Origin of the sequence: Luteimonas mephitis DSM 12574 (assembly GCF_000422305.1) — a bacterium.
Taxonomy (GTDB): Bacteria; Pseudomonadota; Gammaproteobacteria; order Xanthomonadales; family Xanthomonadaceae; genus Luteimonas; species Luteimonas mephitis.
In genome coordinates this window covers 258,595-281,514 of the sequence record NZ_KE383816.1, presented here as the reverse complement: position 1 = coordinate 281,514, position 22,920 = coordinate 258,595, and the positions used below count along the sequence as shown (strand labels likewise).

The following is a 22,920-nucleotide window of genomic DNA, read 5'->3' as shown; positions in this document are numbered from 1 at the left end:
AAAATTTGAGACGAATCAGCCGCTTGTGGATAAAGCTTGAACAAGTCTCTCAAGTGTCACGCAAGTCATTGACGGCATTGGCGAAAAAGCGCGCGCGGCCTGTTGACAACCCTGTGGGGCGCCCATAAGGTGGCGACTCGTGGGATAACCGGGAAATTAGTGGTTATCCTGTGCTGAAGTCCGCCCAAAGACGGACATGACGGGTCGGGGTTGTTGTGTTCCAGGGTGAGACTGCCATCACGATCGACGACAAGGGCCGGCTGGCGATCCCGACCGGTTACCGCGATGTCGTCGCGCGTGAGTGCGGCAACCATCTTGTCATCACCTACAACCCCTTCGAATCCGGCTGCCTGTACCTGTATCCGCAGTCGGTCTGGGAGGGCGTTCGCGACCAGGTCAACAAGCTGCCGCGGACCAAGAAGAACAGTCGCCTGCTGCAGCTGAAGCTGGTCGGCGCGGCGACCTTCGTCGAGCCCGACGGCAGTGGCCGCATCAGCATCCCGGCCAGCCAGCGCAATGCGATCGGCATCGAAAAAAAAGCCGTGCTGGTGGGCATGGGCGACAAGTTCGAATTGTGGAGCGAGCAGGCGCACCTCGCGCAGATCAGGCAAACGCTGGGCGATGCCGATCTGGGTGAAGAGCTGCTCGATTTGCAGTTGTGACCGGCGGTGGCGCGGACGCCCGGTCCGCCCACCTCCCTGTGTTGTTCACGCAGGTCATGGAAGGGCTGCGGGTACTCGAGGACGGAACGTATCTGGATGGCACGTTCGGTCGCGGCGGGCATGCGCGCGGCGTGCTGCAACGGTTGGGGCCGGGAGGTCGGCTGCTGCTGATGGACAAGGATCCCGAAGCGATCGCGGTCGCCGGACAGGAGTTCGGCGCGGACCCGCGCGTGGCGATCCATCGCGGCAGCTTCACCGACCTTGCACAGTGGGATGCCGCCAGCGAAGGCCTCGATGGCGTGTTGTTCGACCTTGGCGTGTCCTCGCCGCAGCTCGATGTCGCCGGGCGCGGCTTCAGCTTCGGCAAGGACGGCCCGCTCGACATGCGCATGGATCCCGACAGCGGCGAGAGCGCAGCGCAGTGGCTGGCGCGCGCCGACGAAGCGGCGATTGCCGACGTGCTGTGGAACTACGGCGAGGAACGCATGAGCCGGCGCATCGCCCGCGCCATCGTCGCGCGCCGCGCCGAGCAGCCGCTGCTGCGCACCGCGCAGCTGGCCGAGCTGATCGCCTCGGTGATGCCGCGCGGCAAGCCCGGGCAGAAGGAAATCCACCCGGCCACGCGCTCGTTCCAGGCGATCCGCATCCACGTCAACCGCGAGTTGTCCGACCTCAAGGCCGGGCTCGACGCCGCGCATGCCGCGCTCAAGCCCGGCGGCCGGCTGGCGGTGATCAGCTTCCACTCGCTGGAAGACCGCATCGTCAAGCGCTTCATCGCCCGCCACGCGAAGGCGCCGGCGGGCAACCGCCGCCTGCCGGCGGTGGAGGAATTCGTGCCGACGCTGCGCGCGATCGGTGATGCGCGGAAAGCCGATTCCGCCGAGCTCGCCGGCAACCCGCGCGCGCGCAGCGCGGTGCTGCGGGTGGCCGAGAAGCTGGGATTGGGGATTGGGGATTCGGAATTGGAAGAGCGGCAGGCGCGTCGTGAAGGCGGCAGCGAAGACGGTGTCACGCTTTCGCCTTTCCCAATCCCCAATCCCCAATCCCCAATCGCCGCTGCAGCGGAGCTGCAGCCATGACCCGCTTCATCGTCGCCGTCCTGGTGCTGGCCAACATCGTCACGGCGATCGGCGTGGTGAACGCGCGCCACCAGCATCGCCAGCTGTTCGTGCAGCTCACGAAGCTGGAGCACGCGCGCGATGAGCTCAACATCGACTTCGGCCGCCTGCAGCTCGAGCAGGCGACCTGGGCCGAGGCCAACCGCATCGACCAGATCGCGCGCACGCGGCTGGGGATGAAGTTCCCCGAGACCGCCGACATCGTGGTGATCAGGCCATGAGGCGCCGCGACTCGCGCACCGGGGGACGGGATCGGCAGGGGCGCGAGGGCGTGCTCGCGCGCCTGCGTTCGCTGTTTGCGTCGCGATCCGGCCAGCACGACGCACCGCCTCCGCGACGCAACCGCGCGCAGTTCAACCTGCGCGGGCGGCTCAAGCTGGTGGTCGGCACGCTCGGCCTGTGCGCGGTGGCGCTGGTCGGCCGCGCGGTCGACCTGCAGCTGATCGACAACGCCTTCTACCAGAAGAAGGCCGACGCGCGGATCCTGCGCGAGATCCCGATCCCGACCTCGCGCGGCATGATCACCGATCGCAACGGCGAGCCGCTGGCGGTGTCGACGCCGGTCGCGTCGCTGTGGGCCAACCCGCAGGAACTGAGCAAGTATCCCGACCGCCTGCCGGAACTGGCCAAGGCCACCGACCTGCCGCTGGATTACCTGACGCGCTACGTGTCGCAGCGCGCCGACAAGGAGTTCATGTACATCCCGCGCCATCGCCGGATCAGCCCCGGCGCCGCGCGCAGGATCCTGGCGCTCAACATCCCCGGCGTGTTCTCGCAGCGCGAATACCGCCGCTTCTACCCGCAGGGCGAAGCGATGGCGCACATCCTCGGCTTCACCAACATCGACGACGAGGGCCAGGAAGGCGTCGAGCTGGCCTTTGACACCTGGCTGCGCGGCAAGCCCGGCGCCGAGAAGGTGATCCGCGACCGGCGCGGCCGCATCGTCGAGAACGTCGACCTGGTGCGCGCGGCCGAGCCGGGCAAGGACCTGACGCTCAGCATCGATCGCCGCATCCAGTACCTGACCTATCGCGAACTCAAGCATGCGCTGCTCGAAAGCGGAGCAAGCAGTGCGTCGGCGGTGGTGCTCGACATCAACACCGGCGAAGTGCTGGCGATGGCCAACCTGCCGTCGTTCAACCCCAACGCGGTTGAATCCGGGCAGCGCGAGTCGCACCGCAACCGTGCGGTCACCGACCTGATCGAGCCCGGCTCGACGATGAAACCGCTGACCGTGGCCGCCGCGCTGGAAGCCGGCGTGGTGACGCCCAACACCCTGATCGACACCAATCCGGGCTGGATGCCCAACGGCCGCTATCGCACCACCGACACCAGCAACCACGGCGTGCTCACGGTCACCGGCGTGATCACCAAGAGCTCGAACGTGGGCGTGTCGAAGATCGTCGCCAAGCTCGGCGACCAGGACTTCTACGAGTTCCTGCGCCGGTTCGGCTACGGGCAAAGCACCGAAAGCGGGTTCCCCGGCGAAGCCGCGGGCCTGTTCCCGCCGCCGTCGCGCTGGAGCGGCACCACCAAGCAGACGATGTCGTACGGCTATGGCATTTCGGTCACGCCGCTGCAGATCGCCCACGCCTACGCCGCGCTGGCCAACGGCGGCAAGCTGATCGAGCCGACCTTCGTCAAGGGCCAGCCGCAGGAAACGCGCCAGGTGCTCGATCCGAAGATCGCGCACGAAGTGATGAAGATGATGCAGACGGTGACCGAGCCCGGCGGCACCGCCAAGGACGCCGCCATCCTGGGCTACCACGTCGCCGGCAAGACCGGCACCGCGCGCATCGCCAGCGGCGGCGGCTACTCGCGCCGCTACGCCGCGTTCTTCGCCGGCGTCGTGCCGGTCGACAACCCGCGCTTCTCGATGGCGGTGGTGGTGATGGACCCGGACCCCAGCCGCCGCGGCTACTACGGCGGCCGCGTCGCTGGCCCCGTGTTCCACAACGTCATGGAGGGCTCGCTGCGGCTGATGGACGTGCCGCCGGACGACATCGAGACCTGGCTGGCGGCGCAGGCCAAGGCGCAGGCAAAGAAGGGATTGGGGATGGGGGATTCGGGATTGGGGAAGGCCAAGCCTGCGCTCCATCCAGTCCCCAATCCCCAATCCCCGGTCCCGGCGACTCCGCAAGGAGGCGCTCCATGACCCGCGCCATGCTCCTGTCCGAGCTGCTGCCCGACGTGGCCGCCGTGCCACCGACGCTGGCGATCACCGGCCTGGTCCTCGACAGCCGCGTGATCGCGCCGGGTGACGCTTTCGTTGCGATCGGCGGGTTCGGCACCCACGGCCTGCATTTCATCGAACAGGCGCGCGCGGCCAACGCCGGTGCGATCCTGTTCGAACCGCCCGTGCCCGACGACGTGCCGGCGCCGCCGGACGACGCCATCGCCGTTCCCGGCCTGCGCGCGCGCATGGGCGCGATGGCCGATGCCTTCCACGGCCATCCCTCGCGCGCGATGGAGATGGTCGGCGTCACCGGCACCAGCGGCAAGACGTCGACCGTGCAGCTGCTGGCGCAGGCATGGACGCTTCTGGGCACGCCCAGCGGCACCGTCGGCACGCTCGGCGCGGGCCTGTACGGCGAAGCGGTCGCGACCGGCTTCACCACGCCGCTGGTGCTGCAGATGCACGCGCTGCTGGCCGACCTGCGCGATGCCGGCGCCAAGTCGGTGGCGATGGAAGTCAGTTCGCACGCGCTCGACCAGGGGCGCGTGGACGCCGTGCACTTCGATGTCGCGGTGTTCACCAACCTCAGCCGCGACCATCTCGATTACCACGGCGACATGGCCACCTACGGCGCGGCCAAGGCGCGGCTGTTCTCGCGCGATGGCCTGCGCGCGGCGGTGGTCAACCTCGACGACGACTATGGCCGCGGGCTGTTCGAACGCATCCCCGCGGGCGTGCAGCGGATCGGCACCAGCGCGCGCGGCGACTCGGCTGCGCAGGTGGGCGCCGACAACCTTTCCCTCGATGCTTCGGGCATTGCGTTCGACCTGCACGTCGAAGGAACCCGCCTGCCGGTGCGGTCGCCGCTGCTGGGCCGCTTCAACGTCGCCAACCTGCTGGTCGTGGCCGGGGTGCTGTCGTTCCAGGGCGTCGAGCCGCGGGCGATTGCCGACGTGCTGTCGCGGCTGCAGCCGATCCCGGGCCGCATGAACCGCCTCGGCGGCGACGGCATGCTGCCGCTGGTGGTGATCGACTACTCGCACAAGCCCGATCCGCTGGAACAGGCGCTGGCCTCGCTGCGCGGCCACCTGCGCGGACGGCTGGTGTGCGTGTTCGGCTGCGGCGGCGAGCGCGACCGCGGCAAGCGGCCGCAGATGGCGGCGATTGCCGAGGCCAACGCGGACCTGGTGATCGTCACCGACGACAACCCGCGCGGCGAGGACGGCGACGCAATCGTGGCCGACATCGTGGCCGGATTCTCCAATCCGCAGGCGGTCGTGGTCGAACGCGACCGCCGCAAGGCGATCGCGCGCGCGCTCGGCGAGGCCGGCGCGGATGACATCGTGTTGATCGCGGGCAAGGGCCACGAGACCTACCAGGAAGTCGCCGGCGTCAAGCATCCGTTCGACGACGGCCAGGTTGCACGCGAAATGCTGGAGGGCAAGGCATGAACCCGCTGCCGCTCGCGCGCATCGCCCAGTGGTCCGGCGGCCACCTGCAGGGCGCCGACATGCCGATCGACGCGATCGTCACCGACACCCGGGCGATCGGGGCCGACGATGGCCGCGCGGCGCTGTTCGTCGCGATCAAGGGCGAGCGCTTCGATGGCCACGACCATGTCGCCCGGGCGGGCGAACTGGGCGTGCGCGCCGCGCTCGTGTCCCGCCTCGTCGACTGCCCGCTGCCGCAGGTGCTGGTGGCCGACACGCAGCGCGCGCTGGCCTCGCTGGCCGCGGCGATGCAGCACGCGCGCCGCGGCAAGGTCGTCGGCGTCACCGGCAGCAACGGCAAGACCAGCGTCAAGACGCTGCTGCTGTCGATCCTCCGGCGCGCCGGCAACGCCTACGCCAACCCGGGCAACCGCAACAACGAGATCGGCCTGCCGCTGGCGGTGATCGACGCGCCGGACGACGCGGAGTTCGCGATCTACGAAATGGGCGCCGGCAAGCCCGGCGACATCGCCTACCTCACCGCCGTAGTGCGGCCGGATGTCGCGCTGGTCAACAACGTCGCCCCCGCGCACCTGGAGCGCATGGGCAGCCTGCTTGGCGTGGCGGACACCAAGGCCGCGATCTACGACGCATTGCCCGCCGACGGCGTCGCGGTGATCAACGCCGACGACGCCTTCGCGCCGTTCTTCGCCGAACGCGCGCACGGCCGGCGCCTGCTGCGCTTTGGCCTGGATGCGGAGGCCGACGTCGGCGCGCGGGACCTGCGCCCTGCCGACGACGGCATGCGCTTCGTCCTCGTCGCGCCCGGCGGCGAACGCGAGGCGGTGGTGCCGATGCCTGGCCGTCACAGCGTCGCCAACGCGCTGGCCGCAGCCAGCCTGGCGCTGGCCTGCGGCGTCGGCCTGGACGACATCGTCGCCGGCCTGCGCGACGCGCAGCCGGTGGCTGGGCGGCTGGTGCGGCACGGCCTCGGCGGCGGCGTGCTGCTGGTCGACGACAGCTACAACGCCAACCCCGGCTCGCTCAACGCCGCGATCGATACGTTGGCGGCGGCGCCCGGCGAGGCCTGGCTGGTGCTGGGCGACATGCGCGAACTGGGCGCCGATGCGCAGTCGTTGCACGAGGAGGCGGGCCGCCGGGCGAAGGAGGCGGGCATCACGCGGCTGTACGCGCTGGGTGCGCTGAGCGCCGCCGCCGCGGCAGCCTTCGGCGAAGGCGGGCGGGCGTTCGATTCGCACGCCGCGCTTGCAGAAGCGCTGCGCGCCGACATCGCCGCCTTTGCAGGCGCGTCTCCTGCAGGAGCTGATGCGCCTGCGAGGCTGCAGGTGCTGGTGAAAGGTTCGCGCGGCAGCGCGATGGATCGCGTCGCCAAGGCGCTGCTCAACGGGGAGGCCGCGCATGCTGCTTGAACTCACACGCTGGCTGCAGCAGCTCGACGGCCTGTTCGGACTGTTCGGCTACCTGACCTTCCGCGGCATCCTCAGCGCGCTGACCGCGCTTGCCCTGTCGCTGTGGTGGGGTCCGGCGATGATCCGCAAGCTCGCGCAGTACAAGGGCGGACAGCCGATCCGCCAGGACGGGCCGCAAACGCACTTCTCCAAGGCCGGCACGCCGACCATGGGCGGCGCGCTGATCCTGATGACGGTGCTGGCCTCGGTGCTGCTGTGGGGAGACCTGCGCAACCGCTACGTGTGGCTGGTGCTGGCGGTGATGCTCGCCTTCGGCGCGATCGGCTGGTACGACGACTGGATCAAGATCGTGCGCCGCGACCCGAACGGCCTGAAGTCGCGCTGGAAGTACCTGCTGCAGTCGCTGTTCGGCCTCGCCGCCGGCCTGTTCCTGTACTTCACCGCCGACCCGACGGTGACCGCGTCGACCACGTTCTTCGTGCCGCTGCTCAAGAGCGTCGCGATCCCGCTGGGCGCGTTCTTCGTCGTGGTCGCCTACTTCTGGATCGTCGGCTTCTCCAACGCGGTCAACCTCACCGACGGCCTCGACGGGCTGGCGATCATGCCCACGGTGCTGGTCGCCTGCGCGCTGGGCGTGTTCGCCTACGCCTCGGGCAACGCGGTGTTCTCGGCGTACCTGCAGATCCCGCAGATCCCCGGCGCCGGCGAGCTGGTGATCATCTGCGCGGCGATCGCCGGCGCGGGGCTGGGCTTCCTGTGGTTCAACACCTATCCGGCGATGGTGTTCATGGGCGACATCGGCGCGCTGGCACTGGGCGCGGTGCTCGGCACCATCGCGGTGATCGTGCGCCAGGAGCTGGTGCTGGTGGTGATGGGCGGCGTGTTCGTGGTCGAAACGCTGTCGGTGATGATCCAGGTGGCGTCGTTCAAGCTCACCGGCAAGCGCGTGTTCCGGATGGCGCCGATCCACCACCACTTCGAACTCAAGGGCTGGCCCGAGCCGCGCGTGATCGTGCGCTTCTGGATCATCTCGGTGGTGCTGGTACTCGTTGGCCTCGCAACGTTGAAGGTGCGCTGATGGACATGCACGCCAGCAACCCTCGCCAGGCGACCCGCCTCGATGCCATCACCGGCCGCTACGACGGCTGGCTGCTCGGCGCGTGCGTGGCGCTGGCGAGCCTCGGCGTGGTGATGGTCGCGTCCAGCTCCATCGCCATCGGCGAGGGGCTCGACGTCGGCCCGTTCTACTTCCTCAACCGCCACCTGATGTTCCTGGCGATGGGCATCGGCCTGGCAATCTGGGCGATGCGCACCGAGCTCAAGACGATCGAACAGTACAACCAGCTGTTCCTGCTGGGCTGCGTGGTGCTGCTGCTGGCGGTGTTCGTGCCGGGCCTGGGCGATTCGGTGAACGGCGCGCGGCGCTGGATCAACCTGGGCGTGTCGAACTTCCAGGCGGTCGAGGCGGTGAAACTCCTCTACATCGTCTGGCTGTCGAGCTACCTGGTGCGCTTCCGCGACGAGGTCAACGCGACATGGCCGGCGATGCTCAAGCCGCTGGGCGTGGCGGTGCTGCTGGTCGGCCTGCTGCTGCTGCAGCCGGACTTCGGCTCGTCGTCGCTGCTGCTGGCGATCACCGCGGGCATGCTGGTGCTGGGCGGGGTCAACCTGCCGCGGATGTCGATGCCGATCGTGTTCGGCCTGCCGATCTTCGCCTTCGTCGCCATCCTCGAGCCGTACCGCGTGCGCCGCCTGACCTCCTTCCTCGATCCGTGGGCGGACCAGCTCGGCTCCGGCTACCAGCTCAGCAACGCGCTGATGGCGGTGGGCCGCGGCGAGTGGTTCGGCGTTGGCCTGGGTGCATCGGTGCAGAAGCTGTCCTACCTGCCCGAGGCGCACACCGACTTCATCTTCTCGGTGATCGCCGAAGAGCTTGGCTTCGCCGGCGTGTGCCTGGTGATCGGCCTGTACGCGCTGCTGGTCGGGCGCGCGTTCTGGATCGGCTATCGCTGCGTCGGCATGCGCCGTCATTTCGCCGGCTACTGCGCGTTCGGCGTGGCGCTGGCGATCAGCCTGCAGGCGTTCGTCTCGATCGGCGTCAACCTCGGCATCCTGCCGACCAAGGGGCTGACGCTGCCGTTGATTTCGTCCGGTGGCTCCAGCGTGCTGATGACCTGCGCCGCACTCGGACTGCTGCTGCGGGTGTCGTACGAACTCGACCGCGCCGAGCGGCAGGTCGCGCGCCTGCGTGGCGAGGGCGCGACGCCCGCGCCGGAACCCTCGTCGCTGCCGTCGCGCGACAAGCCCGCGCGCGCGAAGACGCCCGCGGCCGCGCAGCCCGTCCCCACCAACGCCAACCCCGCGGTGGCGCGCGGCACCAGCCGCCTGCGCCAGCGCATCGAACCAACGTGGCGTGACAAACAGACCCCGGGACGCCTCGCATGATCCGCAGGATGCTCGATACCCGTGACGCGGCGGCCCCCGGCGATTTCGCCCGGCGCTACTCGCGCGTGCACTTCGTCGGCATCGGCGGCGTCGGCATGAGCGGCATCGCCGAAGTGCTGTGCACGCTGGGCTACCACGTGTCCGGCTCGGACACCGCCGACAACGCGGTTACGCGCCGGTTGCAGCAGCTTGGCGCCAGCGTGCATCGCGGCCACGCCGCGGCCAACGTCCTGGGCACCGACTGCGTGGTGGTGTCCAGCGCGATCAAGCCCGACAACCCGGAGCTGCTGGAAGCGCGCGCGCAGCGCATCCCGGTGGTGCCGCGCGCGGAGATGCTGGCCGAACTGATGCGCTTCCGCCGCGGCATCGCGGTCGCCGGCACCCACGGCAAGACCACCACCACCTCGCTGCTGGCCAGCGTGCTGGCCGAGGGCGGGCTCGACCCCACCTTCGTGATCGGCGGCCAGCTGCTCGCCGCCGGCGCCAACGCGCGCCTCGGCGGCGGCGACTGGCTGGTGGCCGAAGCCGACGAGAGCGACGGCAGCTTCCTGCGCCTGAACCCGCTGGTCGCGATCGTCACCAACATCGACGCCGACCACCTCGAGAACTATGGCGGCGACTTCGCCCGGGTGAAGGCCGCGTTCCTCGAATTCCTGCACCGGCTGCCGTTCTACGGCGTCGCGGTGCTGTGCATCGACGACCCGGAAGTCGCCGAGCTTGCGAACAACACGCCGCGCCACGTGATGACCTACGGCTTCGCCGACAGCGCCGAAGTGCGCGCCAACGCGGTGGTGCAGGAAGGCCCGCGCATGCGCTTCGAACTGTGCCTGCCCGACGGCACCTGCACGCCGATCACGCTGGCGCTGCCCGGCCGCCATAACGTGCAGAACGCGCTGGCGGCCGCCGCGGTGGCCTGGCAGCTCGGGATCCCGGCCGAGGCGATCGCAACGGCGCTGGAGAAGTTCCAGGGCATCGGCCGCCGCTTCAACCTGCTCGCGCAACTCACCACGGCGCAGGGTGCGACCGTGCAGCTGGTCGACGACTACGGCCACCATCCCAAGGAGCTGGCCGCGGTGTTCGCCGCCGCCCGCGGTGGCTGGCCGGAAAAGCGCCTCGTCGTCGCGTTCCAGCCGCATCGCTACAGCCGCACGCGCGACCTGTTCGACGACTTCGCCGGCGTGCTGTCCGACGTCGACGCGCTGGTGCTCACCGAGGTCTACCCGGCCGGCGAAGCGCCGATCGCAGGCGCCGACGCGCGCGCGCTTGCCCGGGCGATCCGCGCGCGCGGGCGCATCGACCCGGTGGTGGTCAACGGCGCGGGCGAACTGGCCTCGGTGCTGCCCGACGTGCTGCGCGACGGCGACCTGCTGCTGATGATGGGCGCCGGCGACATCGGCCACGCCGCGCAGCAGCTGGCGGCGAACGGGTTCGAAGGAGGCAGCCGATGAGCCGCACGCTACCACCGCCGCGCTTCGACGATCCCGCCGTGTTCGGCCGCGTCGCCGTGCTGATGGGCGGCACCACGTCCGAGCGCGAGGTGTCGCTGGACTCCGGCCGCAACGTGCTCGAGGCGCTGCGCGCGCGCGGCGTCGACGCCAACGGCGTGGATGGCATCCCCAACCTCGTGCGCGAGCTGCAGGACAAGCACTTCGACCGCGTGTTCAACATCCTCCACGGCGGCGACGGCGAGAGCGGCGTGCTGCAGGGCCTGCTCGAATCGCTGCGCGTGCCGTACACCGGCTCGGGCGTGCTCGGCAGCGCGCTGTCGCTCGACAAGATCCGCGCCAAGCAGGTGTGGATCGCCGACGGACTGCCGACGCCGCGCTGGATCCGGCTGGCCGGCTCCAGGACGGGCGGCAGCGATGACGTGCACGCCGCCGCGCGCGCGCTTGGCCTGCCGGTGATCGTCAAGCCGTCGCTGGAAGGTTCGAGCGTCGGCGTCAGCCGCGTCTTCAACGAGGCCGACCTCGATGCGGCGATCGAACTGGCCGCGCGCTATCCCGGCGAGCTGCTGATGGAGCAGCTGGTGGAAGGCGGCGAATACACCATCGGCGTGCTCGACGGCCGCGCGCTGGCCAGCATCCATATCGTCCCGGCCGGCGAGTACTACGACTACCACGCCAAGTACAAGGCCGAGGACACGCAGTACATCTGCCCCGGCCTGGACGAGGCCGGCGAAGCGGAAGCGCGCGACCAGGCCGAACGCGCTTTCGCCGCGCTCGGCCTGCGCGGCTGGGCGCGCGTGGACTTCATGCGCGACCGCGACGGCCGCAACTGGCTGCTCGAAGCCAACACCGCGCCGGGCATGACCAGCCACTCGCTGATGCCGAAGTCGGCTGCTGCGCTGGGCGTGTCGTTCGAGGAGCTGTGCTGGCGGATCCTGGAGACGGCGGTATGAAGCCGGGAATCGGGAATCGGGAATCGGGAATGGGAAGTGCGCCGGATCGGCCGCGTACTGGCCGTGCGCACACCTGTGCTGCCATCCCGAGTGGCGTGGCCTTTGGCCCCCAGGCAGGCGAGGGGAGGAATCGTGCTTTGCTGTTCTCCCGCGCACGCCAAGTTGGATCCAACGCTGCGTTCCGAGTGACGGCCAGGCCCGCTCTTCCGGTTCCCGATTCCCGATTCCCGATTCCCGGCTCCGAAGGAGCCAACCCATGAGCGCCTTCCTGCGCATCGCTGCATGGATCCTCGCCGTGGCGCTGGTGGTGTTGCCGGTGGTGGCCGTGCTCGAGGGCTGGATCGGCGCCGAGCGCTGGCCGCTGCGCACGCTGCGCATCGGTGGCGATCTGCATCGCGTCGACGAACAGAAGCTGCGCGCGGCGGTGCTGCCGTACGCGCGCAAGGGCTTCTTCGCGGTCCGCCTCGAGGATGCGCAGGCCGCGGTGGCGAAGTTGCCGTGGGTCGAACGCGCCGAAGTGCGCAAGCGCTGGCCGGACGTGGTCGAGGTGCGCATCGTCGAGCACCGGCCGTTCGCGCGCTGGGGCCAGGACCAGTTGCTGTCCGAGGACGGTGACCTGTTCCCGCTCGCCGGCGCGGAAGTCCCGCGCGGCCTGCCGCGCTTCGACGTCGATGCGCCGGCCGCGCGGACTGCCGATGTGGTGGCGCTCTACAACGAGGCCAGCGCCATGTTCGCGCCCGAAGGCGTGCGCGTGAGCGAGGTGTCGCTGGACCGCCGCGGCAGCTGGTCGCTGCTGCTGTCCAACGGCATCCAGGTGGTGGTCGGCAGCCAGGAAGCACGCCTGCGCCTGGCCCGTTTCGCGCGCCTGCTGCCGAACCTGCTGGCGCGCAACCCGCTGCCGCTGGCACGCGCGGACCTGCGCTACACCAACGGCTTTGCGCTGACGTGGGGCGAGGAGCCGGGATCGGGGATTCGGAATGACCAGCCTGCGGCTGTTGAAGAGCGCGCGGGACTCGGCGAGGGGCATGCGCGTCTGTCCGTTGCCGATCCAGCCCCGGTTCGCCGCATACCCTGGTTCCACGCCGCCTTCCCGAATCCCGAATCCCCAATCCCGAATCCCGGTACCACGACATGAACCGCAAAGGCGACAAGGCCCTGATCGTCGGCCTCGACATCGGCACCTCCAAGGTGGTGGCGCTGGTTGGCGAATACTCGCCCGGCAACCCGATCGAGGTGATCGGGATCGGCTCCCACGAATCGCGCGGGCTCAAGCGCGGCGTGGTCGTCGACATCGAGTCGACCGTGCAGTCGATCCAGCGCGCGGTGGAAGAGGCCGAGCTGATGGCCGGCTGCGAGATCCGCTCGGTCTACGCGTCGATCTCCGGCAACCACGTGCAGTGCCGCAACTCGCCGGGGATCGTGCCGATCCGCGACGGCGAGGTGACCTACGCCGACCTCGACCGCGTGCTGGAAGCAGCCAAGGCGGTCGCGATCCCCGCCGACCAGAAGATCCTGCACGCGATCCCGCGCGAGTACGTGCTCGACGATTCGCAGGAAGGCATCCGCAACCCGGTCGGCATGACCGGCGTGCGCCTGGAGGTGCACGCGCACCTGGTGGTGTGCGCGCAGTCCGCCGCGGCCAACATCAGCAAGTGCGTGCAGCGCTGCGGCCTGCAGATCGACGACCTGATCCTGTCGTCGCTGGCGTCGAGCACCGCGGTGCTCACCGGCGACGAGCGCGAACTGGGCGTGGTGCTGGTCGACATGGGCGCCGGTACCACCGACCTGGCAGTGTTCGTGCAGGGCGCGATCTGCCACACCGCCTCGCTGCCGATCGCCGGCGACAAGGTCACCGAGGACATCGCGCACATGCTGCGCACGCCCACGCCCGAGGCCGAGCAGATCAAGGTGCGATACGCCTGCGCGCTGGCGCAGCTGGCGACCTCGGAGGAATCGATCCAGGTGCCGAGCGTCGGCGATCGCGCCCCGCGCCGGCTGCCGCGGCAGTCGCTGGCGCAGGCGGTGCAGGCCCGCTACGAGGAAATCTTCGAGATGGTGCAGGCCGAACTGCGTCGCTCGGGCTTCGAGCAGCACGTGCGCGCCGGCATGGTGCTGACCGGCGGCGCCTCGAAGATGGAAGGCGTGGTCGAGCTGGCCGAAGAGATGCTGCAGATGCCGGTGCGCGTGGGCATCCCGCAGCACGTCACCGGCCTTGGCGAAGTGGTCAACAACCCGGTGCACGCCAGCGGCGTGGGCCTGCTGCTGATGGGCAGCCAGATCGAGCATCCGCGACGCCCGGTGATCCCCACCGGCCGCGCCGGGACGCTCTTCAACAAATTGAAGAACTGGTATCGCGGCGAATTCTGATGAATTCACCGCGCGGGATTCGGGATGACCAGCCGTTCGGCTGTTGAAAGCGGGAATTCGGGATTCGGAAGGGCAACGACAAGAGCGGTGGGGCGGACGGAGCGGGAACGGGGCGGTAAAGAGCGGCAGGCGAAGGGCAAACGATTGCAGTAACGCGACACGAAAAACCACATAAACGCCGGGCGGCAGGCCGCGGGCAAGGAAACGGAGCAGCTTCTCCGAATCCCCAGTCCCGAATCCCCAGTCCCGGCACTTAAAAACGAGGACACGGACATGGCGCATTTCGAACTGGTAGAGAAGATGGCACCCAATGCCAACATCAAGGTGGTGGGGGTCGGCGGCGGCGGCGGCAACGCGGTCGCGCACATGGTCAACAGCAGCGTGGACGGGGTGGAGTTCATCACCGCCAACACCGACTCGCAGGCGATCAAGAACTGCGGCGCCAAGCTGCAGCTGCAGCTTGGCCAGAATGTCACCAAGGGCCTGGGCGCGGGCGCGAACCCGGAGGTCGGCCGCCAGGCCGCGCTCGAGGACCGCGAGCAGATCATGGACGCGCTGCAGGGCGCGGACATGGTGTTCATCACCGCCGGCATGGGCGGCGGCACCGGCACGGGCGCCGCGCCCGTGGTCGCGCAGCTGGCCAAGGAGATGGGCATCCTGACCGTGGCCGTGGTCACCAAGCCGTTCCCGTTCGAGGGCCGCCGCCGCATGCAGGTGGCGCTCAAGGGCATCGACGAGCTCGGCCAGCACTGCGACTCGCTGATCACCATCCCCAACGAGAAGCTGATCACCGTGCTCGGTCGCAACGCGACCATGATCCAGGCGTTCCGCGCCGCCAACGACGTGCTGCTCGGCGCGGTGCAGGGCATCGCCGATTTGATCGTGCGCCCGGGCCTGATCAACGTCGACTTCGCCGACGTGCGCACCGTGATGAGCGAGATGGGCCTGGCGATGATGGGCACCGGCACCGCCCGCGGCGACGACCGTGCGCAGGCCGCCGCCGAAGCCGCGATCCAGAACCCTCTGCTCGACGACGTCAACCTGGCCGGTGCCAACGGCATCCTGGTCAACATCACCGCCGGCGCGGACTTTACCATGGCCGAATTCGACGAGGTCGGCCGCACGGTGGAGAACTTCGGCAGCGAGGACGCGACCATCGTCATCGGCACCGTGCTCGACCCGGACATGCAGGACGAGGTCCGCGTCACCGTCGTGGCCACCGGCCTGAACCGCAATGCCGGCCGCCAGGTCGGTCGCCACGAAGACCGCGGCTTCGGCCACGACATCGTGCGCAAGCCGCAGGTCGAACTGGTCCGCAGCCAGGGTCGTCGCGACGGCACCACCGGCATGCTGATCGAGGACGAGGCCACGGCGTTCAGCCCCGGCCACAGCATTGCCTCGAGCCTGCGCGGCCGCACCGGCGGCAGCGAACCGGCGGCAGCGCCGGCCCCGGCCACGGCTGATTTCGGCAGCGACAGCTACCTGGACATTCCGGCTTTCCTGCGCCGCCAGGCCGACTGATCGCGTGACGGTGGCCGGGGATTCCCGGCCGCCGCCCGCAGGAGCGCCCCATGGGCGCGAAACGTTGTGGGTAATGCTTCATCGCGCCCATGGGGCGCTCCTGCGGGAAATGTCCTCGTTCGACCCACCGGGCCTGCGCCGGCCCGGTGGTCTTTTCAACCACCAAGGCGCGACCCGAAGCGCGGCCAGGCAGGCGTGTGGCGCGAGCCGAGGGACGGCCCCGCTTTCGTTCAGGTTCAGTATCGCGCGTGCTAATCTTTCGCCGTTTTCCGCCCTTGCGGCGACACCCCGGATCCAACCCCCGCCCATGCAGCAGCGCACCATCAAGAATGTGATCCGCGCCACCGGCGTGGGGCTGCACAGTGGCGAGAAGGTCTATCTCACCCTGCGCCCGGCCGCGGTCGACACCGGCATCGTGTTCCGCCGCGTCGACGTCGAGCCGGCGGTGGAGATTCCCGCCGACGCCGAACTGGTCAGCGAAACCACCCTGTGCACCGGCCTGTCGCAGGGTGGCGCCAAGGTGCAGACCGTGGAACACCTGATGTCGGCGCTGGCCGGCCTCGGGCTCGACAACCTGTACGTCGACCTGTCGGCGGCCGAGGTGCCGATCATGGACGGCTCGGCCGGCCCGTTCGTGTTCCTGCTGCAGTCCGGCGGCATCGTCGAGCAGGCCGCGGCCAAGCGCTTCATCCGCATCAAGCGCCCGGTGGAAGTGCGCGACGGCGACAAGATCGCCCGGTTCGAGCCGCATGACGGCTTCCGCCTGGGCTTCACCATCGATTTCAAGCATCCGGCGATCCCCAGCACCCAGTCGCGTGCGGTGATCGACTTCTCCACCGAGAACTACATCCGCGAAGTCAGCCGCGCCCGCACCTTCGGCTTCATGCGCGACCTGGAGTACATGCGCGAGCGCAACCTCGGTCTCGGCGGCTCGATGGACAACGCGATCGTGCTCGACGAGTTCCGCGTGCTCAACGACGACGGCCTGCGCTACGGCGACGAGTTCGTCCGCCACAAGATCCTCGACGCCATCGGCGACCTGTATCTGGCCGGCCACGCCGTGATCGGCGCCTTCGAGGGCTACAAGTCCGGCCACGCGCTCAACAACAAGCTGGTGCGCGCGCTGCTGGCCGAACGCTCGGCATGGGAGGAAGTCACCTTCCCCGACAAGACCGGCGTCCCGCTCGCGTACGCCGAGCCGCTGCCGGCCTGAAGCGGGGTCCGGAACGCCGCCGATCGCATCGCGGGGCGGATCCTGCGCGATGGTCAACGCCTCGCGCATCGGGGGCGTAGCCCCGACCTACGAAGGCGGCGCTGCACGCCAGTCAATCTGCACGCTGGTCAAACCGTAGGTCGGGGCTACGCCCCCGACGCCCGCGCCATTGCGGGATGACTTTCCGTAGGAGCGCCCCATGGGCGCGATCGCTTTTCGGCGGTACGGTCTCGGTTCGCGCCCAAGGGGGGCTCTGCGGGACGCCGGGATTCGCCCGCCGCACGTGGAAGGATTTGCGCGCGTTGCCCCCGTCTCACGAGTCACCGAGGCGCGCCGTGTCGTGCTCACAGAAGTGAGCGCGAGGTGAATTTTAACTAAAAATTAACCTTAGATTTCTGAAAAATTATCGGCTGGTTAACGTGCCGACGGCCCATGGCCGTTAGGATGCCCCGTCCGCCCCCGCCAGGGCCGCGCAAAACGTGACCCGGCACCCCCTCCGGACAGTCAAGGATCGTCGGTCGTCGGCTTGTCTTCAGTGCCGCGAAGCGACGCCAGGGCATCGCGCACGGCGGCACGCGCGGTGGCCGATACAGGCAGGACTGCCGGCCCGGATTGCGCTTGCGCGCCAGGCACCAGCTTCGTCGTCCTGACGACGAAGCGCGTGACATCCAGCCCGAGGGAGCGGGCGGCGTCGATCAGTTCGCTGGAAGCCAGGCGCAGCCTGGCATGCCAGACGGGCGAGTCGACGAGGTAGACGAGCCTGTCGCCATCGACATTCGCCAGTCGCGCATGCGCGGCCAGCGAAGGCGGCAGGAGGGGGCTCAAGCGACGGTCCAGTTCGTCCAGCCACATGGCGCGGCGGATCGGATTGCCACCCACGGCATCGCCCAGCAGCGCATCGAGCGCCGCGCGCGGGACCGGGGGGGACGACCTGGATCTCGAATCAGACATTGGCAGAACATGACTCTACACAGCTTCCTGACATCGGCGCGTGATCTTTCCGCCAGCACCTGGCGATGGACGCGCCGGAACAGCCTTGCCCTGGCCGCCAACGTTTCGGCCCGCAGCCATGCCGGCGCTTCCCGCCTGCATGCGTACAGCGCAGGCCGCCCGGCCACCGCGATCGCGGTGCTGCTGGTCGGTGGCGTGGCGCTGGGCGCGGGTGCCACCCAGGGCATCAGCACCGCGCGCATGGCGCACCTGCAGGCCAGCAACGACGCCCAGCGGGCGCAGCTCGACAACACCCGCCGCGAGGCCCAGCGCGAGGTCAACGCGCTGGCCGCGCGCCTGGGCGAGCTGCAGGCCGAGACCAACCGGCTCAACGCGCTCGGCGAGCGCCTGACCCGCATCGGCCAGCTCGGCGACGGCGAGTTCGACTTCAACAAGCCGGTCGGCGTCGGTGGCGAAGGCCCGGTGCGCGACATGGCGGCCGGCGACCTGCGCGGCGGCATGGACAAGCTCGGCGCGCAGCTGGCCAGTTCTGGCAAGCAGCTGTCGGTGCTCGAATCGCTGCTGTTCAATCGCGAACTGGACCGCAGCGCGACCCCGTCGCGCATGCCGATCCTCAACACCTACATCACCTCCGGCTACGGCGGCCGAGCCGATCCGTTCGGCGGTGGCCGCGGCTTCCACAAGGGCATCGACTTCCACGCCAGCAAGGGCGACCCGGTGCTGGCCGTGGCCGATGGCGTGGTCAGTTTCTCCGGCCAGCGCTCGGGGTATGGCAACGTCGTCGAGGTCGACCATGGCAACGGCTATGTCACCCGCTACGCCCACAACTCGCGGCTGATCGTGCAGGTCGGCGACCTGGTGCGCAGCGGCCAGCAGATCGCGAAGGCGGGCTCGACCGGGCGCTCCACGGGCGCGCACGTGCATTTCGAAGTCTGGCAGGACGGCCGGGTGCTGAACCCGCGCAAGTTCCTCGGCGAGCAGGCCGCCACCAAGCGGATGTAGGCCGGGCAAAACCGGATGCGTGGGAGCGCCCCGAGGGTGCGATGCGTTTCGGTACCGCCGGATCGCGCCCACGGGGCGCTCCTACGAAACGATGACGAACTTTCCGCCCGCCTGGCGGTCGGAGAGGGACGCCTGAGGGGCTTGATACCCCCCGCTGGCGTCTCCACGTACAATGTCCCGTTGCCAAAAAAGGGCGCCCGGCGCCCTTTTTTCATTTGCGGGGATTGGCCAGGGTTCGCCGTGGCCCGGGGCCACCGGCTCCGTCCCGCGCTTCCATTCCAGTTCTCCCAACCGGTACACCCATGCTCAATCGCTTGCTCACCGGCGTCTTCGGCAGCCGCAACGAACGCCTGATCAAACAGCTCCAGCGCATCGTCGCCAAGATCAACGCGCTCGAACCCGGCATGCAGGCCCTCTCGGACGCCGAGCTGCAGGCCAAGACCCCGGAGTTCCGCGAACGCGTCGCCAAGGGCGAGTCGCTCGACAAGATCCTGCCGGAGGCCTTCGCGGTGTGCCGCGAGGCGTCGGTCCGGGTGTTCGGCATGCGCCACTTCGACGTCCAGCTGATCGGCGGCATGGTGCTGCACATGGGCAAGATCGCCGAGATGCGCACCGGCGAGGGCAAGACCCTGACCGCCACCCTGGCCGTGTACCTCAACGCGCTGGAAGGCAAGGGCGTGCACGTGGTCACGGTCAACGACTACCTGGCCCGCCGCGACGCCGCGCAGATGGGCAAGCTGTACGGCTGGCTCGGGCTGAAGACCGACGTGGTGTATCCCGGCATGCCGCACTCTGACAAGCACGCCGCCTACCGCGCCGACATCACCTACGCAACCAACAACGAGATCGGCTTCGACTACCTGCGCGACAACATGGCGTTGTCGAAGGACGATCGCTTCCAGCGCGGCCTCAACTTCGCGATCATCGACGAGGTCGACTCGATCCTGATCGACGAGGCGCGCACGCCACTGATCATCTCCGGCCCGGCCGACGAGTCGCCGGAGCTGTACATCAAGGTCAACCGCGTCGTGCCAAAGCTGGTGCGGCAGACCGAGGAAGAAGGCGAGGGCGACTACTGGGTCGACGAGAAGGCCAAGCAGGTGCACCTGTCCGAGGACGGCCAGGAACACGCCGAGGCGCTGCTGCGCGAGGCCGGCATCCTCGACGCCGACGAGAACCTGTACGCGCCGCAGAACATCCACGTCGTCCACCACCTCAACGCCGGCCTGCGCGCGCACGGCATCTACCAGCGCGACGTGGACTACATCGTCCGCGACGGCGAAGTGATCATCGTCGACGAGTTCACCGGGCGCACCCTGACCGGGCGCCGCTGGTCCGACGGCCTGCACCAGGCGGTCGAGGCCAAGGAAGGCGTGCCGGTGCAGCGCGAGAACCAGACGCTGGCCAGCATCACCTTCCAGAACCTGTTCCGCATGTACGGCAAGCTCGCCGGCATGACCGGTACCGCCGACACCGAGGCCTACGAGTTCCAGAGCATCTATGGCCTGGAAGTGGTGGTGATCCCCACCAACCGCCCGATGATCCGCATCGACCACCCCGACGCGGTGTTCCTCAACCGCGCCGGCAAGTACCGCGCGGTCGTCGCCGAGCTCAAGGAGGCGCACGCGCGCAACCAGCCGGTGCTGGTGGGCACGACCTCGATCGAAGTCTCGGAAATGCTCAGCGAACAGCTGCGCGAGGCCGGCATCCACCACGAGGTGCTCAACGCCAAGCAGCACGAGCGCGAGGCCACCATCGTCGCCCAGGCCGGCCGCCCCGGCTCGGTGACCATCGCCACCAACATGGCCGGCCGCGGCACCGACATCGTGCTCGGCGGCTCGCTGGACACCGAACTGGCGGATCTTGAAGCCGAGCGCGGCGAGCCGGTCGACGAAGTCACCCGCGCGCGCCTGAAGGCCGAATGGCAGAAGCGCCACGACGCGGTCAAGGAAGCCGGCGGCCTGCACATCGTCGGCACCGAGCGCCACGAGTCGCGCCGCATCGACAACCAGCTGCGCGGCCGTTCCGGGCGCCAGGGCGACCCGGGTTCGAGCCGCTTTTACCTGTCGCTCGAAGACAACCTGATGCGCATCTTCGCCGCCGACTGGGTGCAGCGGGTCATGGCCAGGATGGGGCTGAAGGAAGACGACATCATCGAAAGCCCGCTGGTGTCCAAGCAGATCGCCAACGCGCAGCGCAAGGTGGAAGCGCACAACTTCGACATCCGCAAGAACCTGCTCGAGTTCGACGACGTCAACAACGACCAGCGCAAGGTCGTGTACACGCAGCGCAACGAACTGCTCGAAGCCGAGAGCGTGCACGACAACATCGCCGGCATCCGCGCCGACGTGGTGGCCGACATCGTCGACCGCTTCGTGCCGCCGGACTCGATCGACGAGCAGTGGGACCTGCCGGGCCTGGAGGCCACGCTTGCCGAGGAGTTCGGCGTGCAGGTCGCGGTCGAGGAAATGGTCAAGGGCCGCGAGGAAGTCGACGTCGAGGTCATCCAGGCCTACGTGCAGGAGTCGCTCGACCGGCTGTTCGCCGACAAGGAGGCCTCGGTCGGGCCGGAGACGATGCGCATGCTGGAAAAGCACATCATGCTCAACGTCGTCGACCAGAACTGGAAGGAACACCTCGCGCGCATGGACTACCTCCGCCAGGGCATCCACCTGCGCAGTTACGCGCAGAAGCAGCCCAAGCAGGAGTACAAGCGCGAGGCGTTCGAACTGTTCAGCGAGATGCTGTCGAAGGTCAAGCGCGAGGTCGTCTCGCTGCTGGCGCGCGTGCACATCCGCACCGAGGAAGAAGTCGCCGCGCTGGAAGCACAGGAGCGCGCGCTGGCCGAGGCCGCGGCGCGGCAGATGCAGTTCCAGCACGCCGACTCCGGCGGCCTCGGTGCCGACGAGGAAGCCGAACAGGCGCGCCTCGCCCAGCAGGCCGCCGCGGCGCACGTCCCGATGACCCGCGAGGGGCCAAAGGTCGGCCGCAACGACCCGTGCCCCTGCGGCAGCGGCAAGAAGTACAAGCATTGCCATGGACAGCTGGCCTGAGGGCCTGCCCCTCGTAGGAGCGCCCCATGGGCGCGATTCGCTCTACGGGCAAGGCCAATCGTGCCCGCGGGGCGCTCCTACCGGAAAGGCCGATCGCCCGTGGGGCGTTCCTGCCGGAAAGGCCGATCGCGCCCATGGGGCGCTCCTACGGAACCAGGCGGCTGCTGGCTGATGCCTGACCGCGTCGAGGTCGTGGCCGCCGCCATCACCGACGCCCGCGGCCGCGTGCTGCTGGCGCGTCGCACCGAGGGCCGTGACCTCGCCGGCCTGTGGGAATTCCCCGGCGGCAAGCGCGAGCCCGGCGAATCGCCGGAGCAGGCGCTGGTCCGCGAGCTGCGCGAAGAACTCGGCATCGAAGCGGAAATCGGCGCGCCGCTGATCGCCGTCGCCCAGCAGTACCCGCACAAGCGGCTGCGCCTGGACGTCCGCCACGTCACCCGCTGGCGCGGCATCCCGCGCGGCCACGAAGGCCAGGCGCTGGCCTGGGCGCCGCCCGGCAAGCTGTCCGGCTACGCCATGCCGCCCGCCGACCGCCCCGTGGTCGCCGCCCTGCTGCAGCCGGACCGCTACCTGGTGACCCCGCAGCCTGCGTCGCCTGCGGAAGATGGCGCATGGCTCGACGCACTGGGCCGTGCCCTGGCCTCCGGAATCCGCCGCATCCAGGCGCGCCTGCCCGGCATGGACGCGTCGCGCCGTCGCGCCCTGGTCACCGAGGCCGCCGGCCAATGCGCGCTCGCCGGCGCCGAACTCCTGGTCAACGATGACCTGGCCCTCGCATGCGATCTCGGCATCGGCCTGCACCTGCCTGCCGCACGGCTGCGCCCACTCGCCACGCGTCCCGTTCCAGCCGACATCCGCCTGGCGGCCTCCTGCCACGACATCAAGGAGCTGCGCCTGGCCGAAGCCCTCGGCTGCGACCTGGCCGTCGTCGGCCCCGTCAACGCAACCACGACCCACCCTGGCGTTGCAGGCATCGGCTGGCCCGCCTTCGAAACCCTGCGCGAACACGCCTCGCTGCCGATCTACGCCATCGGCGGCCTCGGCCCGCGCGACATCGCCATCGCGCGACAACACGGCGCCCAGGGCATCGCCGCCATCCGCGGGCTGTGGCCCGCCTCCGCCTGATCCCGTAGGAGCGCCCCATGGGCGCGAAA

The 22,920-nt window shown here is 69.3% G+C and carries 17 protein-coding genes and 1 pseudogene; 17 read left to right on the top strand and 1 reads right to left on the bottom strand.

What is annotated here, in order from left to right; translation table 11 throughout:
- Window positions 1-215 precede the first annotated feature (215 nt).
- The 14 genes and pseudogenes from mraZ to lpxC all read left to right on the top strand — a co-directional run bounded on the left by mraZ (window position 216) and on the right by lpxC (window position 16,760).
- The gene (gene mraZ / locus H570_RS0111310; RefSeq protein ID WP_027080835.1) at window positions 216-662 is read left to right on the top strand and encodes a division/cell wall cluster transcriptional repressor MraZ; all 447 of its coding nucleotides are present in this window, start codon (window positions 216-218) and stop codon (window positions 660-662) included.
- A 56-nt stretch (window positions 663-718) separates the two neighbouring features.
- On the top strand, window positions 719-1,741 hold the full coding sequence (gene rsmH / locus H570_RS17315; RefSeq protein ID WP_084500223.1) for a 16S rRNA (cytosine(1402)-N(4))-methyltransferase RsmH: 1,023 nt from the start codon (window positions 719-721) through the stop codon (window positions 1,739-1,741).
- A complete protein-coding gene (gene ftsL / locus H570_RS0111300; RefSeq protein ID WP_027080834.1) occupies window positions 1,738-2,001 on the top strand; it encodes a cell division protein FtsL in 264 nt (87 codons plus the stop codon). Before rsmH ends, ftsL begins: the two co-directional genes overlap by 4 nt.
- On the top strand, window positions 1,998-3,935 hold the full coding sequence (locus H570_RS17310; RefSeq protein WP_084500101.1) for a penicillin-binding transpeptidase domain-containing protein: 1,938 nt from the start codon (window positions 1,998-2,000) through the stop codon (window positions 3,933-3,935). The genes ftsL and H570_RS17310 overlap by 4 nt, the downstream gene beginning before the upstream one ends.
- A complete protein-coding gene (locus tag H570_RS0111290; RefSeq protein ID WP_027080833.1) occupies window positions 3,932-5,407 on the top strand; it encodes a UDP-N-acetylmuramoyl-L-alanyl-D-glutamate--2,6-diaminopimelate ligase in 1,476 nt (491 codons plus the stop codon). The genes H570_RS17310 and H570_RS0111290 overlap by 4 nt, the downstream gene beginning before the upstream one ends.
- Entirely contained in the window at window positions 5,404-6,816 is a 1,413-nt protein-coding gene (locus tag H570_RS0111285; RefSeq protein ID WP_027080832.1) for a UDP-N-acetylmuramoyl-tripeptide--D-alanyl-D-alanine ligase, read from the top strand. The genes H570_RS0111290 and H570_RS0111285 overlap by 4 nt, the downstream gene beginning before the upstream one ends.
- A complete protein-coding gene (gene mraY / locus H570_RS0111280) occupies window positions 6,806-7,894 on the top strand; it encodes a phospho-N-acetylmuramoyl-pentapeptide-transferase (RefSeq protein WP_027080831.1) in 1,089 nt (362 codons plus the stop codon). Before H570_RS0111285 ends, mraY begins: the two co-directional genes overlap by 11 nt.
- Before the next feature lie 5 nt (window positions 7,895-7,899).
- Complete coding sequence (gene ftsW / locus H570_RS0111275) at window positions 7,900-9,261, top strand: putative lipid II flippase FtsW (RefSeq protein ID WP_036136201.1); 1,362 nt, start codon at window positions 7,900-7,902, stop codon at window positions 9,259-9,261.
- Entirely contained in the window at window positions 9,258-10,709 is a 1,452-nt protein-coding gene (gene murC / locus H570_RS0111270; RefSeq protein WP_027080829.1) for a UDP-N-acetylmuramate--L-alanine ligase, read from the top strand. Before ftsW ends, murC begins: the two co-directional genes overlap by 4 nt.
- Complete coding sequence (locus H570_RS0111265) at window positions 10,706-11,659, top strand: D-alanine--D-alanine ligase (RefSeq protein ID WP_027080828.1); 954 nt, start codon at window positions 10,706-10,708, stop codon at window positions 11,657-11,659. Before murC ends, H570_RS0111265 begins: the two co-directional genes overlap by 4 nt.
- 256 nt (window positions 11,660-11,915) lie before the next feature.
- On the top strand, window positions 11,916-12,794 hold the full coding sequence (locus H570_RS0111260) for a cell division protein FtsQ/DivIB (RefSeq protein WP_027080827.1): 879 nt from the start codon (window positions 11,916-11,918) through the stop codon (window positions 12,792-12,794).
- Entirely contained in the window at window positions 12,791-14,026 is a 1,236-nt protein-coding gene (gene ftsA / locus H570_RS0111255) for a cell division protein FtsA (protein WP_027080826.1), read from the top strand. Before H570_RS0111260 ends, ftsA begins: the two co-directional genes overlap by 4 nt.
- A gap of 273 nt (window positions 14,027-14,299) precedes the next feature.
- Window positions 14,300-15,275, top strand: a pseudogene (gene ftsZ, locus H570_RS0111250) (cell division protein FtsZ); the annotation flags it as partial.
- Between the two features lie 579 nt (window positions 15,276-15,854).
- Window positions 15,855-16,760 (top strand): UDP-3-O-acyl-N-acetylglucosamine deacetylase, encoded by a 906-nt coding sequence (gene lpxC / locus H570_RS0111245; RefSeq protein ID WP_036136019.1) that lies wholly within the window; start codon window positions 15,855-15,857, stop codon window positions 16,758-16,760.
- A gap of 504 nt (window positions 16,761-17,264) precedes the next feature.
- Here the strand turns inward: lpxC and H570_RS19435 are convergent.
- Complete coding sequence (locus H570_RS19435) at window positions 17,265-17,711, bottom strand: DciA family protein (RefSeq protein ID WP_027080823.1); 447 nt, start codon at window positions 17,709-17,711, stop codon at window positions 17,265-17,267.
- Window positions 17,712-17,720: 9 nt separating this feature from the next.
- Between H570_RS19435 and H570_RS0111235 the strand changes: the two genes are divergently transcribed.
- The 3 genes from H570_RS0111235 to H570_RS0111225 all read left to right on the top strand — a co-directional run bounded on the left by H570_RS0111235 (window position 17,721) and on the right by H570_RS0111225 (window position 22,891).
- On the top strand, window positions 17,721-18,713 hold the full coding sequence (locus H570_RS0111235) for a M23 family metallopeptidase (protein WP_084500098.1): 993 nt from the start codon (window positions 17,721-17,723) through the stop codon (window positions 18,711-18,713).
- Between the two features lie 302 nt (window positions 18,714-19,015).
- Complete coding sequence (gene secA / locus H570_RS0111230) at window positions 19,016-21,766, top strand: preprotein translocase subunit SecA (RefSeq protein WP_027080821.1); 2,751 nt, start codon at window positions 19,016-19,018, stop codon at window positions 21,764-21,766.
- A gap of 171 nt (window positions 21,767-21,937) precedes the next feature.
- Window positions 21,938-22,891: a Nudix family hydrolase gene (locus H570_RS0111225; protein WP_027080820.1), complete on the top strand. Its 954-nt coding sequence runs from the start codon at window positions 21,938-21,940 to the stop codon at window positions 22,889-22,891.
- Window positions 22,892-22,920 lie beyond the last annotated feature (29 nt).